Origin of the sequence: Kitasatospora sp. NPDC048286 (assembly GCF_043201735.1) — a bacterium.
Lineage (GTDB): Bacteria > Actinomycetota > Actinomycetes > Streptomycetales > Streptomycetaceae > Kitasatospora.
The window spans coordinates 366389-383836 of sequence record NZ_JBICZE010000003.1 but is presented as its reverse complement, the minus strand read 5'-3'; the positions used below and the strand labels follow the sequence as shown (position 1 = coordinate 383836).

At 73.7% G+C, this 17448-nt stretch carries 7 protein-coding genes; 1 reads left to right on the top strand and 6 read right to left on the bottom strand.

Going from position 1 to position 17448, the window contains the following annotated elements:
* Nucleotides 1–6: 6 nt before the first annotated feature.
* The gene (locus ACGF13_RS09155) at nucleotides 7–1446 is read left to right on the top strand and encodes a DUF6519 domain-containing protein (RefSeq protein ID WP_392870822.1); all 1440 of its coding nucleotides are present in this window, start codon (nucleotides 7–9) and stop codon (nucleotides 1444–1446) included.
* 62 nt (nucleotides 1447–1508) lie between these two features.
* Here ACGF13_RS09155 and ACGF13_RS09150 read toward each other — a convergent pair whose 3' ends face one another.
* The 6 genes from ACGF13_RS09150 to ACGF13_RS09125 form a co-directional block, all read right to left on the bottom strand.
* Nucleotides 1509–2639 (bottom strand): nucleotide disphospho-sugar-binding domain-containing protein, encoded by a 1131-nt coding sequence (locus ACGF13_RS09150; RefSeq protein ID WP_392870819.1) that lies wholly within the window; start codon nucleotides 2637–2639, stop codon nucleotides 1509–1511.
* A gap of 47 nt (nucleotides 2640–2686) precedes the next feature.
* The gene (locus ACGF13_RS09145; protein WP_392870816.1) at nucleotides 2687–4042 is read right to left on the bottom strand and encodes an acetyl-CoA carboxylase biotin carboxylase subunit family protein; all 1356 of its coding nucleotides are present in this window, start codon (nucleotides 4040–4042) and stop codon (nucleotides 2687–2689) included.
* 143 nt (nucleotides 4043–4185) lie between these two features.
* On the bottom strand, nucleotides 4186–6213 hold the full coding sequence (locus ACGF13_RS09140; protein WP_392870813.1) for a PEP/pyruvate-binding domain-containing protein: 2028 nt from the start codon (nucleotides 6211–6213) through the stop codon (nucleotides 4186–4188).
* Between the two features lie 434 nt (nucleotides 6214–6647).
* Nucleotides 6648–8816: an IPT/TIG domain-containing protein gene (locus ACGF13_RS09135; RefSeq protein ID WP_392870810.1), complete on the bottom strand. Its 2169-nt coding sequence runs from the start codon at nucleotides 8814–8816 to the stop codon at nucleotides 6648–6650.
* Nucleotides 8817–9088: 272 nt separating this feature from the next.
* Entirely contained in the window at nucleotides 9089–10951 is a 1863-nt protein-coding gene (locus ACGF13_RS09130) for a glycoside hydrolase family 15 protein (RefSeq protein ID WP_392870807.1), read from the bottom strand.
* A 136-nt stretch (nucleotides 10952–11087) separates the two neighbouring features.
* On the bottom strand, nucleotides 11088–17429 hold the full coding sequence (locus ACGF13_RS09125; protein ID WP_392870804.1) for a beta-ketoacyl synthase N-terminal-like domain-containing protein: 6342 nt from the start codon (nucleotides 17427–17429) through the stop codon (nucleotides 11088–11090).
* Between the last annotated feature and the right edge of the window lie 19 nt (nucleotides 17430–17448).

The window sequence follows — 17448 nt, the reverse complement described above, 5'->3', positions numbered from 1 at the left end:
GAAACCGTGCACGCAGACTTCTCGCGCCTGACGTTCCGGCCCGGCAAGCACTACTCCGCCGTGCTGACCCAGCAGGGCCGGGTCCAGCTCGACGCCGACGCCAACGAGCAGGCCGCGATCGAGCGCTACCAGCTGCGCACGCTCGCCGCCGACCTGATCGGCCGTCGCGGCGGTCCGGCCGCGGCGGCCGGGTTCGCGATCGGCTACGTGCCGGGCAACCACGACGTGGACGACCTCACCATCGGCGGCGGCCGGTACTACGTGGACGGCATCCTGTGCGAGTCCTACCGCCCCGAGGAGGGCGTCGCCGTGCCCGACGACGGCGACTGGGGCAGCACCGGCGGCAGCGACGGCGAGGCCCGGCAGGCGCAGGCACCCGCCGTCTGGACGTACTGGGACCAGCCGGACGCCTACCGGGACGAGGAGCGCCCCGGCGACCGGCTGCCCGGCGACTTCCCGTTCCTGGTCTACCTGAAGGTCTGGGAGCGCAGCGTCACCGCGGTCGAGGACCCGGAGATCCGCGAGGTCGCGCTCGGCGCGGCGATGCCCGACACGGCGGCCCGGGCCAAGGTCGTCTGGCAGGTACTCGCCCTGCCCGCCGCGGAGTTGAACGTGCCGGACGGCGGGGTGTCCCGGGTCCGGGAGGCCTTCGACGCGTGGGCCGAACCGCACGAGCGGCCCGCCTCCTGGCTGGCCGCGCGCGCCCGGCGGCCGGAGCGGACGAACGAGGACCCGTGCCTGGCCCACCCCGACGACGCCTACCGGGGCCCGGAGAACCAGCTGTACCGGGTGGAGGTCCACCAGGGCGGCTCCGCCGAGGGCTGCGCCACGTTCAAGTGGTCCCGGGAGAACGGCTCGGTCGTCCTTCCGGTCGCCTCGATCGAGGGCGTCTGGGTCGACCTCACCACGCTGGGCGACGACGACAAGCTCGGTCTCTCGGTGGGCGACTGGGTCGAGGTCGGGGACAGCGCGTACGTCAGCCGGGACGAGCCGGCGGACCTCCTCCAGGTGGAGGAGACCGACCTGCCGGGCCGCCGGGTACGACTGTCCGCCGAACCGGGGCCCGAGGTCGGGCGGCTGGCCGAGCGCCACCCCTTCCTGCGCCGCTGGGACCACCGGGCGGCCCGCGGCCGGGACGCCCTGCCGCTCGTCGGCGGCGCCCTGCGGATCCAGGAGGGCGCCTGGCTGGACCTGGAGGACGGCGCCCAGGTGTACTTCCGGCCGGGCGGCGCGTACACCCGCGGCGACTACTGGCTCGTCCCGGCCCGGACGGCCACCGGCTCGGTGGAGTGGCCGCAGAACACGGCCGGCGAGGCCCTCCTCCAGCCCCTGGCCGGAGTCCGGGTGCACCACGCCCCGCTCGCCTGGGTGAAGGGCCCGACCACGGTCGTCGACCTCCGGCAGACCTTCGACCCGCTGACGGCCACCGCCGCGAGCGAGGCCTGAGCGGCCGGTCGCCGTCCGCACGGCAGTGCATACCGTGCGGACGGCTCCACCGCCGGGCCGCGTCAGCCGGCGAGGCGGGTGAGGTGTTCCGCGACGGCCGTCGGTGACGGCATGGCCGCGATCTCGGTGCTGACCTCGCGCGCGGCGCGGATCAGGTCGGGGTCGGTGAGCAGCCGGTCGAGGAGGGCCGGGCCGATGTCCTCGGCGGCGGCGCGCAGGCCGGCGCCCCGGGCCCGGACCGCGTCGGCGTTGATGAAGCGGTCGGAGCCGTCGGGGAGGACGAGTTGCGGGATGCCGGCGTCCAGGGCGCCGAGGGCGGTGCTGCCGCCGCCGTGGTGGATGGCGGCCGAGCAGGTGTCCAGCAGTGCCCGCCACGGGACCCAGCCGCAGGCACGGACGTTGTCGGGCAGGGTGTCGAGCGTGCCGAGGTCGAGGTCGCCGGTGGCGAGCACGAACTCCGCGTCGATGTCGGCGGCCGCCGCGATCACCCGCTCCAGCCTGGTCAGGCCGTCCGTCTTGGGCGGGACGGTGCCCAGCGTCACCGCCACGCGCGGGCGGTCGGCGGGCGCGGCCAGGTGGGCGGGGAGTTCGTCCTCGCCGTTGTAGGAGACGGGCCGCAGCGAGCGGCCGTACCGTTCGTCCCCGGCCATGCTCGGGGGCGCGAGGTCGATGATGTCCGCGGGCTCGGGCAGCCGGTCGATCCCGTGCCGGGCGAAGGTGTCCGCCATCTCCGCCAGCATCAGCGCGCGCAGCTTCGGGGTCCGGACGAACCCCAGGTCGTGCTGGACGGCCGGCACGCCGAGGCGGGTCGCCGCGAGCAGGGCCACCGGGAACTGGTAGTCGTACACCACCAGGTCCGGTCGCCACTGGGTGGCGAGCTCGACCACCGCGTCGGCCACGTCGCTGTTGACGTGGGCGGCCAGGGGGACGAACGCCTCGCGGTCGGCCGAGTTGCTCTCGACCACCCGCTGCATCAGGTCGGGCCGACGGGTGCGGCCGGCCTCCCTGATCACCTTGCGCCAGTCGACCCCGGGCGCGATGGGCAGGTACGGCATCCCGGCCGCGGCGACGGCCTCGCCACCGTCCATCGAGGCCACCGCGACCTCGTGGCCGAGTTCGCGCATCGCCCTGGCGAGCGGGACCAGCGGGAAGAGGTGGCCGATGCCGGGGACGCCGGCGAACAGTACACGCATGGAGGAACCTCGGTCGTGGGGTTGGGGGGATGCCGGGGTACGGCGCCTCAGGAGGCGGCCCGGTGCAGGGCGGCTTCCATGCCGTTCAGCACGGCGTTGCAGTCGCGCTGCAGGGTGGCGGCGTCGACGGCGCTCAGCAGGTAGACGCCGAGCCAGTTGCGCGACCCCGCGGACGGGTCGAAGGCGGGGACGGTCCGGCCCGCGGGCATCGCGAAGGCGGGTACGGCCTCGATGGTGCTGCCCGGCGACAGCAGGCTCTGCCAGTCGACGGCCTGCGGGTTCCAGACCGGGCTGGTCCGCCAGGGCACGCCCGCCGCGTCGGCCGGGACGACGGCCAGCGAGGCGGCGGCCCCGACGCCGTCGAGGGGCATGGCCGCGGGGTAGTCGACCCGCTCGCCGAGCAGTTGCCGGACCAGCATGCCGATCGGGTCGAGCCCGAAGACCTCGTGGACCTGCCTGGTCGTCAGCAGGCCGCCGAACCTGGCCGCGGTCTCGATGACCACCAGCTCGCCGTCCGCCATCAGCTTCAGCTCGGTGTGGGTGCCGCAGTTCTCCAGCCCGAGCGCGTCGACGGCCTGCCGCGAGACCTCCTCGATCCGGCGTTGCAGCGGCTCCGCGAGGACGGAGGGCGAGGTGCTGGCCACCTCGACGAAGGACGGGACGGTCGGCAGCTTGGCGGTGATGGCGAGGGGGTGGTAGACGCCGTCCGCGACGATCCCCTCCACGCTCACGTAGTCGCCGTAGCCGGGCTCCTGGTACCAGCCCTCGGTGGAGCCCTGGGCGATCGACTCGACCAGGCGGTCCCGGTCGGTGTCCGCGGCGTAGAGCTCGTTCATGCCGACCTGGCTGCCCGCCCGCAGCCCGCTCTCGATGCCGGCCCACGCCGGGGCGGCCTCCTCGACCGAGTCCAGCACGATCTGGGCGACCGATCCGGCGCCCCAGGCCGGCTTGAGCAGCAGCGGGGGCGTGAGTTCGGCCAGCGCGGTCGTCAGGTCGGTGAGGCTGTCGACGCGGCGGAACGCGGGTATCGGCACCCCGGCGGCCGCCCACGCCTCGCGCATCAGCCGCTTGTCCCGGGCGCGGATGATGCCCTCTCCCGGGCCGGCCAGGTGGAGCCGACTCGCGGCGTGCGCGACGGCCAGGACCGCGAACTCCGAGAGGGTCAGCAGCGCGTCGGCCCCGATGGCCTTCGCGTACTCCACGATCAGCTCGACCAGGTCGTCGCCGCGCGGCGCCTCGGGCACCAGCTCGATGCTGGTGCAGCTGGGGCGCCACACGTCCTCCCCGGCCGTGGGCAGCGGCGCCAGCGCGAGGACGTGCAGTTCGCCGCAGGCGGCGATGCGCGGGAACGCGTACTCCAGCGGGGCTCCGCCCTTGACGTAGACGTAGAGGATCTTGTTCAACGTACTTTCTCCTGAAGGAAGTTCACTCGTCCACGGGCACGCCGACGAGCGGGCCCACGTGGGCTCGCCCGCGGCCTCGGAGGATCGCTCCGGCCCGTGGCATGCCGGGGAGCGGCGGCGGCCCGTACGGCCCTCCGGCCGCGTCAGCCGGCGGTGCGGAAGGGGCGCAGCTGCAACAGGGCGATCTGGTCGCCCTCGATCGCCCATTCGATGTCGACCGGGGCCGCGTACGTCTCGTCGGGCGAGAAGTGCGACTGCAACAGCCGGCTGATCAGGGCCAGTCGGCGCACGACGTCCTTGGTCGCGGCGTCCAGGTCGGTGGCGGCGGTGCCCAGCGAGATGGTCCGGCTGCCGCCCTCCATGGTGTTGTACAGGTACTGGAGCGGGGCGCCCCGGCCGTCCACCACGTCGGTCACCGAGCGCGGCGAGATGTTGAGGTAGACGTCGCGGAAGTCCTGCGGGCTCAGCGGGTTGCAGGTGACCAGGACGCCGCCGACGGTGGCGCCGACCTGCTCCTGGACGATCACGGCCATCCGGCAGTGGTCCAGGGGGATGCCCGCCTGGCGCCGCAGCAGCACCGCCCGGGGCGAGAACAGCGAGGCCCAGACCTCCCGGACGGCGTCGAGGAGCGCGTCGGTGCCGCTGACGTTGGCCACCGACTCGTAGAGTCCGGCGGCGGAGAAGCCGGCCAGGTCCTCGGCGTTGGAGGAGCTGCGGACGACCTGGACGGGGGCGCCGTACAGGTGGCGGTCGACCGCCCGGTCGATCTCGGTGCGGATCGGATCGGGCAGCGGGGTGTCTCGGATCAACCGCTGGACGTCGAGGCAGAGTTCCTCGATCCGCGGGGTCTCGTCCCCGAGCGCGGCGGCCAGCCGGTCGACGGCCTCCCGGAGCTGCTCGGAGGAGTCGAGGAAGCGCTGCTGGAGGGAGAACGGCAGCACGATCCCGCGCGGCACGTGGGCGTACTCCTTCACCAGGAGCTTTGCGGCGGCGTGCAGTTCGGCCTCGTCCGTGTCCTCCGGGAGGTCGAGCTGCCGGGCCAGGTAGCGCAGCAGGTCGGCCCGGGGCGGCCGGGGCACCTGGTAGAAGCCGAGCCAGCGGGGCGAGCCGTGCTGCAGCAGGTGGGTGAGTTCGCCGAGGTTGGCGGCCTTGGTGCCGAACCGTACGTGGTCCCCCTCGCGCAGTTCGGACAGCGTGGTGACGGGCGTGGGCGCGAGGTCGGGCCGGTCCACGGCGACGCGGTCGGCCGGCGGGGCCGGCCGTGCTCCCCCGGTCTCGCCCGGCTCGGCGGCCTCGAGCAGGAGGTCCCCGCCATCGGCCTCGACCCGGTAGTTCACCCACCGGCCGGCCAGAGCGGCGCGGTCGATCCGGTCGACGGCTCCGATGCCGACGGCGTTGGGGATCCGCCAGCCCGCGGCCATCACGTTGATGTGGGAGAGCGGCGTGGTGTGCTCGGTGTGGATGATGCCGGACACCCGGGGGATGTCCTCGGGCACCCGGGGCATCACCACGATGTCGTGCCACTCCAGCGGCTCGGGGTCGGCCCGGTACTCCTCCTCCGAGCGGAAGACCCGCAGCCGCCCGTGGGCCGTCCCGGGGTTCAACGGCACGAACGAGGCCGCGGAGTAGAGCTCGTGGGACAGGACGCGCGGTATCTCGCTCTCCGGGATGTCGGCGAGGTAGACCTCCTGCTGGTGGCAGGCCGGCTTGAGGACCAGCCGCAGCGACGGGTCGATGTGCTCGCGCACCCGGTGGTAGAAGAACCGCAGCATGTCCTGGGACATGGTGTCGACGTCGACCGTCTCCAGCGACAGGAAGGTCTCGGCCTCGTCGCCGCTTTCCGTGGCGCGACGGGTGTGGCGGGCGAGGGTGCCGAGATAGAAACGACGGTCGGGATTCCGGTAGACGCCGTCATTGAAGGAATCGAGCTGCCCCGCCAGTTCGTCGATCGACATGCCGAGGATCTCGCACCCGATGTAGCGGACGTGGAGCATGCCGTCGGCACTGTCGATGAAGTGGAGCACCGACTCGTCACGGTCGAGCACGATCTTCACATAGGGATAGCCCCCGACCTGGCCGGCCAGCCCGGAGAACTCCTCAGGGGTGAGCTTTTCGCCTGCGCCTAAGAGGCGGGGCCGCGTGGTCGCGTCGTTGCGATCCGAACGGGTCATGCGCACAGTTCAGCCATTCGTCATCGTGTGCACGATCGGTACACACATGGTGCAGAAAGGGTCGGGTACGACCGCCTACACACTGCCATTCATTATGAACGTTTGACGAACGGTCATATGACATCAGGCCATCACGAAGTGATTCGGCCATATGAGTCCCGTCAGGGAAAGCGCGAAGCCACGTCATATTGTGGCAGAGGTCACAACAGGGGCGGTCGATGCTCGGTACGCGATCGAGCATTTCCGGAAGTATTGATTCCTGTACGACCTCAGATGATAAGCGCCCAATTCGCCCGAAGCACGCAAATCCCTGTTCATTCGGCTTCGGGTTGTCTTCTTCTTCCCCGCGGAACCCCGACATCAACCGGGGACATCAACCCGGCGAGGGGTGGTCGCGGCCGGATGCCGCGACCACCCCTCGGGGGTCCGTCCGGTCAGCCCTGGTGGCCGCGGCGACGGCTGACGGCGATGGTGACGCCGCCGAGGAGCAGCAGGAGGCCGCTGATCGCCGCCGCGGTGAACACGGTGGCACCGGTGTGGGCGAGGATGCCCGAGGACTGCCGGGCCGACGAGTCCTCGGCGGTCGACCGGCCCGGGTTCGACTGACCCTGGTTCGACTGACCGGAGCCGGTGCCGCCGGTGCTACCGGGGTCGGTGGCGCCGGGGGCCTGGCCGTCGCCGGTGGGCGTGGGCGACGGGGTGGGCGACGGGGTGCTTCCGGCCGGGCCGGTGAGGTCGCTCTCGCAGCCCTTCTCCGTGTCGCAGCGGCCGCGCTTGTCGTCCGTCGTGGTGACGGCGCTGTGCAGCTTGCCGTCGCCGCTGCCGGTGACGGTCACGGAGTACGTGACCGTCGCGGTGCCGCCCACCGGCAGGTCGCCGGTCCAGGTGAGCTTCCCGTCCTTGACCTCAGCGGTGCCGGAGGTGGCCTTGACGTCGCCGCCGTAGGTGGCGTCGTCCAGCACCTTCGACAGGTCGTCCGTGATCGTGGCGCCCTTGACCTCGTCCGCCCCCTGCTGGGTGACGGTGACGCCGTACGTCACCTTGTCGCCCGTCTTCACCGTCGAACCCGACTTCGGGTCCGAGGACTTGGCGAAGACGTAGGCCCCGGTCACCGCCGGGTCCTGGTAGGTGTACGACTGGGCGGCGCTGGTGCCACCGGGGGTCGTGACGGTGACGTCGACCTTCCCCACGGCGCTCCCGGCGGGCGCGGTGGCGGTGATCCGGGTGTCGCTCTCGACGGTGACCGCGGTGGCGGGCACGGTGCCGAACGTGACGGCGCTCGCCCCGCTCAGGTTGCTGCCGGTGACGGTGACGGTGGTGCCGCCGGCCAGCGGGCCGTGGTCGGGCGCGACGGCCGTCACCACCGGCGCCGGGGCATCGTACGTGTACTTCCCGGCGGCCACGGTGCGGCCCGAGACGGTCAGCGCCACGTCGACGACGCCGGCGGCGTGCGCCGGGACGGTCGCGGTGACGGTGCCGCGGTCGACGACCTTCACGTCGCTCGCCGGGGTGCCGCCGAAGCTGACGGCGCTGGTGCCGGTCAGATGGCTGCCGCTGATCGTGACGCTCGTGCCACCCGCGGCCGGACCGTGGTCGGGGCTGATGCCGGTGACCGCCGGCGGAACGGGCTTGCCGATCGCGATGCCGTAGGGGCCGGAGCCGGTCGGGACGGTGGCCGTGACGGTGTTGGTCGCGGTGTCGATCACCGACACGTTCTTCGAGTTGTTGTTGGAGACGTACACGGCGGTGCCGGCCGGGTCGATCGCCAGCCCGATCGGCCGGATGCCGACCGGCACGGTGGCGATGATCGTGTTGGTCGCGGTGTCCACGACCGTCACCGTGTGGGCCCCGGTGCTGGCGACGTACAGGAACCGCCCGTCCGGGGTGACGGCCATGCCCTGCGGCTGGTTGGTGATCGGAAGGTCGGCCGTGACCGTGTCGGTGGCGGTGTCGATCACCGACACCCTCCTGGTGCCGGAGCCGTTGTAGTGGCCGACGTACACGTGCTTGCCGTCGGGAGTGACCGCGAGACCGGACGGGCTCTGGGGACCGCCGGACGGGCGGACGGTGGCGGTGACGGTGTTGCCGGCGGTGTCGACGACGGACACCGAGTTGCCGGCGAAGGAGGCGACGTAGGCCCGCTTGCCGTCCGAGGTCAGCGCAATCGTGTCCACGTAGGCGCCGACACCGACGCTGGCGGCGACCGTCAGGGTGCTCATGTCGATCACGTCCACCTTGCCCGGGCTGGCATAGCTGGCGTAGCCCACATAGGCGAGCCTGCCGTCCGGGGAGAAGGCCACCGGCAGCGGGGACTGGCCGACCGGGACGGTCGTGACGACGGTGTTGCTCGTGGTGTCGATCATCGACAGGGAGGCGCCGCCGTTGTTGGTGACCAGCACCTTCGTGCCGTCCGGCGACAGGGCCACGCCCTCCGGCTTGACGCCGACCGGGATGGTGGCGGCCACCTCACCGGTCTCCGGGTCGTAGGCGGTGACGGTGTTGTCGCCCATGTTGGCGATGTAGACCAGCTGTGCCGACGGCGCCGCGTGCCCCGTCCCGGCCGGGACGACCGCCCCCAGGGTGCCCAGCGCCGTAACCGTCACCGCCGCCGATATGCCCCGCCGCAGTCTTCGCCAACGGCCCGGGCGGGTTGCCCCGCTCTCGGGGACCAATGCCATGTACTCAGCCTCTCTGCGGGGTGGATCCACCCGGCCCCCCGGCCGGGCGGTGTCAAGTCACGGCTTCTTCACGGACTCTGACGATTCATAGGATGGCGGATGAGGAACGTGTCCGTCCATTCACAACCGGAAGATCACCTTCCGTGATCGCGCCGACCGGAAACCCCCAGGCGAGGACCGGTGGCGGTGACCCTGCGTCAGCCGAGCGTGCGGTCGAGATTGAACGCGGCGCTGATCAGCGCGAGGTGGGTGAAGGCCTGCGGGAAGTTGCCGAGCTGCTCGCCGGTCGGGCCGATCTCCTCGGCGTACAGGCCCAGGTGGTTGGCGTAGGTGAGCATCTTCTCGAAGGCCAGCCGGGCCTCCTCCACCCGTCCGGCGCGGGCCAGGGCCTCCACGTACCAGAACGAGCAGATCGAGAAGGTGCCCTCGGCCCCGCGCAGGCCGTCCGGGCTGGCCTCCGGGTCGTAGCGGTAGACCAGCGAGTCGGAGACGAGTTCCGCGCCCAGCGCGTCCAGGGTCGACAGCCACTTGGGATCATTGGGCGAGATGAACTTGGCCAGCGGCATCATCAGCACGGAGGCGTCCAGGAGGTCGCCGCCCAGGCTCTGGGTGAACGCCCGGCGCTCGGCCGACCAGCCGGACCGCATGATCTGCCGGTAGATCGCGTCCCGGCTGCGCTGCCAGCGGGTCAGGTCCGCCGGCAGCCCGCGCCGGTTCGCCATCCGGATCGCCCGCTCGATCGCCACCCAGCACATCAGTCGCGAGTACAGGAAGTCCTTGCGGCCGCCCCTGGTCTCCCAGACGCCCTCGTCGGGCTGGTCCCAGTGGTCGCAGAGCCAGTCCACCACGGCGCCTACCTCCTCCCAGTGGTCGCTGCTGATCGGCTGCCCCCACTTGTCGTACAGGTAGACGGAGTCGATCAGCGCCCCGTAGATGTCCAGCTGGAGCTGGCCGGTGGCGGCGTTGCCCACCCGCACCGGAGCGGACCCCAGGTAGCCCTCCAGGTGCGACAGTTCGCGCTCGGGCAGGTCGCTGCGCCCGTCGATCCCGTACATGATCTGCAGCGGCCCGGTGTCGCCGGTGCCGGCACCTCCGCCGGCACCGCCGCCGCCGCGGAGGATGCCCCGCTCGGAGAGGAAGCCCATGAAGGCCTCGGCCTCCGCGGTGAAACCCAGCCGGAGCATCGCGTAGACGCAGAAGGCCGCGTCACGGACCCACACGTAGCGGTAGTCCCAGTTGCGCTCGCCGCCGATCCGCTCGGGCAGGCTGGTCGTCGGCGCGGCCACGATCGCACCGGTCGGCGCGTAGGTGAGCAGCTTCAGCAGCAGCGCGGAGCGGTGCACCATCTCGCGCCACCGCCCGTGGTACCGGGAGCCGGCCAGCCAGTGGCGCCAGAACCGCACCGTCGCCGCGAACTGGTCCTCCGCCTCGGCCCGGGGGCACGACCTCGGGGTGACGTCACCACCGACCCGGTCGAGGGCGAACACCGCCGACTCGCCCTCCAGGAGCTTGAAGTGCGACCACACGTCCACGCCGTCGCGTTCCAGCGGCACCGTGGCCGTCAGCGCCAGCGCCATCGACGGGGACTCGAAGACGGCCTCGTGCGGCCGCAGGCGCACGGTGTGCGGCTCGGACCCGAAGCCGAAGCGGGGAGCCACCCGGGCCCGGAACGGAAGGGTTCCCCGGGCGCAGACCACCCGCCGGATCAGCCGGTGCCGGCCGGCCTCGCGCGACTCGTCCACGACCGGCATGAAGTCCTGGATCTCCGCCACCCCGTCGGTGGAGAAGAACCGGGTGATCAGCACGTTGGTGTCGGGGAAGTAGAACTGCCGGGTGCGCGTCGGCACGTCGGCGGCCAGCTCGAACGACCCGCCCCGGTCGGCGTCGAGGATGGACGCGAAGACGCTGGGAGCGTCGAAACGGGGGCAGCAGTACCAGTCGATCGTGCCGTCCGTCCCCACCAGCGCGGCGGACCTGAGATCGCCGATCAGACCGTGCTCGGCGATCGGCAGGTAGCGCGAGCCGTCCGCTCCCCCGAATCCGGCATCGTCGAATGTCATCCCGGCCTCCTACCGCGGTGGCACGGGACCGCAGTGGCACGGACACCGGGCAGCCGTGCCCGGCGCCACGGGACCACCGTCGGGCAGCCGTGCCCGTTCACCCGGGAAACACCGTCGCTGGGGGCCTTGTTCCGACTCACCCTCCGTGACCGGAGCCACGCTCCGTGATGCCGGTGCGAGGCGGACCGCCCGCCCCCGGAGACGACGGGCCGGACGGCGTCGTGGACGGCGGGCCGGAGGGGGCCTCGGACGGCGGGCCGGAAGGCGCCGCCGTGGACGGCGCGGGCAGCGTCCGGGAGAGCCACTGCCGGATCGCCTCCGCCGTCGTGGCCACGTGCTCGTCCAGGATCGAGTGGTGGTCACCCGGCACGTCACCGACGCGCAGGTGCAGGGTGGGGACGCTCGTCTCCCCCTGCCGGTCCAGGAAGATGCGGGCGTACGCGCCCATCGCCGCGAGGCCGGGCTCGTCCAGCCCGAGCGCGCTGCGGACCGGCAGCTCGGTGAGCCACTGCTCGTCCCGGACGGGGTGGGTGTCCACCAGTACCACCGCCTCGGCGCCGATCTCCGCCGCGGCCTCCTCCGCGACGGCCTGCGCGACCAGGCCGCCGGTGGAGCGGCCCAACAGCACCACCGGTCGGCCGAGTTGGCGGATCGAGGCGGCGTGGGCCCGGACCAGGGCCGCCACGTCCACCGGGACGGGGCCGCCGTCGTACCCCGGGTGCGGGAGCACCCACAGGCCCGGCAGGTGCCGGGCGAGTGCGTTGTACTCCCCGGGGGGAGAGGCGAAGGCGGGGAAGCAGACGATGGCCGGGCCCTCGTCGGCGCCGCCGCCTCGGCCGTCCTCGCTCCCGCTCCCGCTGAGCCGCTGTGGAGCGACGGAGGGGAGCGTCGCCGACGACGGCAGCGCCCACGACGCCGAGACGAGCAGGTGCATCGCCTCCCGGGGCCGGCCCAGCTCGCACAGCCTGCGGTAGAGGAAGGCGAGCGTCCCCGGGGCCGGCGGCGGGCGCAGCTGATCGGCGAGGGCCCTGGGGGTGGCGGCGTCGAACACCACCGTGGCGGACAGGCGCAGGCCGGTCCGTTCCTCCAGCCGGTTGCGCAGCTCGATCGAGGTCAGCGAGTCGAAGCCGAGGTCGGGGATCGGGGTGTCCGGGTGCACGTCCGGGTAGCTGAGGACGGCGGCGACCTCGGCGCACACCATCTCCAGGGTGTCGGTCGGCATCTCCAGGGTGTCGGTCGGCGTGGCCGGTCGCGGTGTGCTCCCGGTCTCCGGCCGGGGCGGGCGGTCGAAGGCGACCGGCACCAGGACCGGCTCGTCGGCGCCGAGCGCGGCCTCCAGGAGCGCCACGCCCTCGGCGGGCGTGAGGGGCAGCAGGCCGGAGGCGGCCGTCCGTCCGGCCGTCATCCCGACCGTCCACGGGCCCCAGGCCAGGGAGAGCGCGGGAAGGCCCGACCGCCGCCGGTGGCGGGCGAGTTCGTCCAGGTAGCAGTTGGCCGCCGCGTAGTTGGCCTGCCCGGCGTGGCCGAGCACCCCGGCCGCCGAGGAGAACAGCACGAAGGCGTCCAGGTCGCGGTGTGCGGTCAACTCGTGGAGGTGCCAGGCCGCTTCGGCCTTGGGGCGCCACACCGTCGCCAACCGCTCCGGGGTCATCGCGGCCAGGATCCCGTCGTCGAGCACTCCGGCGGTGTGCACGACGGCCCGCAGGTCCTCGATCGAGTCGACCAGCGCGGCCAGTGCCGCCCGGTCGGTGACGTCCAGACGCGTCTCGCCGCTGCGGCTGGCGACCACGACGCGCACGCCCTGGCCCCGCAGGTGGTCGGCGACCGCCCGGCCCAGCGCGCCGCCGCCGGTGATCAGGACGGTTCCCCGCCAGGGGAAGCCGGCCGCCCCGCCCGCCACCCGGACCAGGTCGGCGCGCTCGGACACCGTCTCGGCCCGCCCGTCGCGCAGTTCGGCCAGGGTGAACCGGCCGGGGTGCTCCGCCTGCGCCGTCCTGACCAGGCCGGCCACCGCCGCTCCGGCGAGATCCCCCGGCCGCACCTGGACGGTGAGGTGCTCGTCACCGGCCGTCTGCAGCTCCCGCAGGGCGAGTGCCAGGGCCTCGGGTGCGTCGCCCGGCCGCACCTCGTGGACCCGCCCTGGCGGCCGGCCCGGTGTCCGGTGCCACTCCGGGCGGAACAGCGCGCCCCGGCCGGTCCCGGCCCCCGCCCCGGTCCAAGCCTCGTTGGCGGTCGTCCGCACGGTGAGCGAGTCGACGGACGCCACCGGTCGGCCCGCCAGGTCGGCGACGGCGATCCGCCCCTCGCGGATGCGGACCCGCAGCCCCGTGGCGCCCCGCGCCGTCACGTGCACTCCGCGCAGGGCGAACGGCACTCCGTCGGAGAGCAGCCGCGCCAGGTGCAGGGCCGCGTCGAACAGGGCGGGGTGGAGCCCGAACCGCCCCGCGTCCGGGAACTCCCCGCGCACCTCGCCGAAGAGCTCGTCGCCGCGGCGCCACATCCGGTGCAGCCCGCGGAACGCCGGTCCGTAGTCGGCGTGGTCGACCTCGACCTCCTCGGCGCCGGGCGGGGGCCACGCGCCGAGGTCCGGCGGCGGCGCGGGGCGGGGGTCGCGGGGGCCGCCGGAGGTCAGTCGGCCGACGGCGCAGCGGACTCCGTTCGCGTAGACCTCGAACGGCCTTGCGCCGTCGGCCTCCTGGCGTACGACGACCTCGGCGCGCCGGGTCTGCGGCAGGGGCATCGCCGTGTGCAGGACCAGTTCGTCGACGGTGTCGCAGCCGGCCCGCTCACCGGCGTACAGCACCGCCTCCAGGATCGCCGTGGCGGGCACGATCGCCGTCCCGTCGACGATGTGGTCGAGCAGCCAGCCGGAGGTGAGGTCGGCGGTGCAGACCACCTCCCCGGAGCCCGGCACGATGACGGTCGACTCGATCAGCGGGTGCTCGGTGACGCGGTCGAGCCAGTAGCGCCGGCGCTGGAAGGTGCGGGTGCCGCGCAGCCTGGCCGCCGCCCGCTCGGGGTCGGTGGTGGGGATGACGCCCTCGCCGGGCACCGCGGGCGGGTCACCCGGGCCCAGGTCGACCAAGGTGGCGCCGGCGAGCGTCGCCACCTGGTCGGCGAGGCTGTCCCGCTCGTGCGGGTGCCGCGCCCAGTGGTCCGGATCGTCCGGGCGGGCGCCGACAAGCGGGATGAGCGGCGGGTGGTACGTCAGGCTCCGTGCCACCTCCGCGAACTCCGCCGGCCCGTGGGCGGTGAGCAGCCGCGCCGCGTCGGGCAGCGACAGCACGCCCGCGACGTGGGCCGCCGCGATCTGCCCAGTGCCGTGCCCGAGCAGCGCGTCCGGGCGGTACCCCCAGGACTCCAACAGGCGGAACAGCGCCACCTCGTGGGCGAAGAGGGCCGCCCGGTCGAGGTCGGCCCGGCGCGCGGGGCCGGTGTCGAGCGCCTCGCCCGGCGCCGGTTCCAGGTGGGCGCGCACCTCCTCGAAGGCCGCGGCGAACACCGGGTGCCTGTCGGCCAGGTCCGGCCCGGGCGTCCGCGCCCCCTCCCCCGGGAACAGGAACGCCACCCGCAGCTGCTCGTACTCCTCGACGATCACGTGCGCGTTGGTCCCGGAGATCCCGAAGGCGGAGACCCCGGCACGGCGCGGCCGGTTCCGGGCCGGTCCTGGCGCCGGTCCTGACGCCGGTCCGGACGACGCCCCGACATCCGGCTCGGAGTCCGGACCAGCCGACGCCCCGGGCTCCGGCCAGGGCGTCGGCTCGGTGACCAGCCGGACCGCGCCGGCGGACCAGTCGACGCGTGGGGTGGGCTCTCCGACGTTCAGCGTGGCGGGCACGGTGCGGTGCCGCATCGCCATCACCGTCTTGATCACGCCGGCGACCCCGGCGGCCGCCTGGGTGTGCCCGAGGTTGGACTTGACGGTGCCGACCAGGACCGGCGTCGACCGGTCCTGGCCGTAGGTGGCGAGCAGCGCGGCCGCCTCGATCGGATCGCCCAGGGCGGTGCCCGTTCCGTGGGCCTCGACCACGTCCACGTCGGCGCCGCTCAGCCCGGCATCGGCCAGGGCCTGCTGGATCACGGCCGCCTGCGCGGGGCCGCTGGGCGCCGTGAGGCCGTTGGAGGCCCCGTCCTGGTTGACGGCGGAGCCGCGCAGCAGGGCCAGGACCGGGTGGCCGTTGCGCAGCGCGTCGGAGACCCGCTCGAGGACCAGCAGCCCCACGCCCTCCGACCAGGCGGTGCCGTCGGCGGCCGCGGAGAACGGCTTCACCCGGCCGTCCGGGGCCAGGCCGCGCTGCCGGCTGAACACGACGAAGCTGTCCGGTGTGGCCATGACGGTCGCTCCGCCGGCCAGGGCCAGGTCGCACCGGCCGTCGCGCAGGGCGTCCGCCGCGAGGTGCAGGGCGACCAGCGAGGAGGAGCAGGCGGTGTCCAGGGTGAGCGCCGGCCCCTGCAGGCCCAGGCCGTAGGCGATCCGCCCGGAGGCCACGCTGCCCGCCGCGCCCAGGGCGAGCTGGGATTCGAGCTGGTGCGCGGTGCCGCGGAAGCGGCCGGCGTAGTCGTTGTACATCAGGCCGACGAACACGCCGGTGTTGCTGCCCCGCAGTGAGGCGGGCTCGACGCCCGCCCGCTCGAACGCCTCCCAGGAGGTCTCCAGCAGCAGCCGCTGCTGGGGGTCGGTGGCCAGGGCCTCGCGCGGGGACATCCGGAAGAACGCCGCGTCGAAGTCGGCCGCGCCGTCGAGGAAGCCGCCGCGGGTGACGTAGCTGGTGCCGAGGTGGTCCGGGTCCGGGTGGTACAGCTCGTCCAGCGGCCAGCCCCGGTCGGTGGGGAATCCGGTGATGGTGTCCCGGCCGGCGGCGACCACCCGCCAGAGGTCCTCGGGGCTGCTGATCCCGCCGGGGTAGCGGCAGGCCATGCCCACGATCGCGATCGGCTCGGTGGCCTGGCGGGCGGGTGGCGGCGGGCCGGCGGCCGCGCCCGTGAGGTGGTCGGCGACGGCGCGGGGCGTGGGGTGGTCGAACACCAGGGAGGGCGGCGGTGCGACGCCCAGTTCGGCGGCCAGCCGGTCCCGCAGTCGGACGGTGCCGAGCGAGTCCAGGCCGACCTCGGCGAACGGCTGGTCCGCCTCGGGCGGTCGGCCGGTGATCCCCGCCGTCTCCCGTCGGACCACGTCGAGCACGTACTGGAAGCGGAGCCGTCGCCGGACCGGCTTGCCGGTGGCGGTCCGCGGGATCCGGCTGACCGGGCGGATCCCGGCCGGCACCCGGTGCGCCGGCAGCCGGCGGCGGCAGAGGGCCAGCAGCGCCGCCGGGTCCGCGTCGCCCACGACGTAGGCGACCGGCACCTCGCCGAGCACCGCGTCGGGCTCGCCCGCCACGGCCGCCTCCCGGACGCCGGGGTGGCCGGCCAGGACCTGTTCGATCTCGGCCGGGTGGAGGTTCTCCCCGCCGCGGATGATCACTTCACTCGCCCGCCCGGTCACCACCAGTCGGCCGTTCTCCTCGTGCCCGAGGTCTCCGGTGGCGTGCCACCGCTCGGACCCGGGCGTCCTCAGCCGGATCTCGCCGTCATCGAAGCGGAGGTCGATCCCGGGCAGGACGACGCCGTCGACGGCGATCTTCCCGGAGGCCTCCGTGCTGCCGTAGCCGTCGTGCAGTTCCCGGCCGACCGTGCGGCGGAACCGGGCGCGCAGCTCCTCGGGCAGCGGGGCCCCGGCGGACAGGCAGAGCGGGGGCAACGGCGCCCCGGCGTCCAGAAGTTGACCGAAGACCGTCGGCACGCCGCCCAGTGCCGTGAACGGTGTTCGGCGGAGCAGGGCGGCGGCCGCGTCCGCGGTGAAGCGGTCCATCACATGGGCGCTCGCACCCAGGGCCAGGACGCCCACCACGCACATCGAGTGCCCGAACGCGTGGAACAGCGGCAGCGGCCAGAGCAGGTGGTCGTTGCTGGACATGCCCAGCAGCCCGCGGTAGGCGTGGTCGGCCGAGCGGAGCCAGGCACCTTGCGTCGACAGGACGCCCTTCGGCTCCCCGCTGGTCCCCGAGGTGTAGTGGAGCCAGGCGGGCTCGTCCGCTTCGAGGTCGTCCCGCGGCCGGGCCCGGGTGGACACGAGCAGCTCGTCCACCGTCACCGCGCGAGTGCCGGCCACCCGCCGGACCTGGGCCAGGTGTTCACGGTCGGTGACCACCAGCCCGGCGCCGCTGTCCTCCAGACGGAGCCGGAGCTCGTCGTCGCCGCCGCGCGGGTCGAGCGGGACACCGACCGCGGCCGCGCGGCACACCCCGAGGGTGGCCGTGACGGCGGGCACCCCGCTGGACAGAAGCAGCGCCACCCGGCTGCCGCGGTCGACGCGCAGGTTGCCGGCCACCAGGGCGGTACGGCGGGCGAGTTCGCCGTAGCTCACCGCGTCGGCGGCATCGGAGAAGGCGGTCCTGCCTTCGCGGTCGGCGGCGTGACGGAGAATCAGCTCATGCATCGTGCACCTCTGAGGGTTG

Coding starts and splice junctions, on each gene's coding strand:
- ACGF13_RS09150 (WP_392870819.1), bottom strand. CDS start 2,639: ATGCGTGTACTGTTCGCCGGCGTCCCCGGCATCGGCCACCTCTTCCCG.
- ACGF13_RS09140 (WP_392870813.1), bottom strand. CDS start 6,213: ATGACCCGTTCGGATCGCAACGACGCGACCACGCGGCCCCGCCTCTTA.
- ACGF13_RS09130 (WP_392870807.1), bottom strand. CDS start 10,951: ATGACATTCGACGATGCCGGATTCGGGGGAGCGGACGGCTCGCGCTAC.
- ACGF13_RS09125 (WP_392870804.1), bottom strand. CDS start 17,429: ATGCATGAGCTGATTCTCCGTCACGCCGCCGACCGCGAAGGCAGGACC.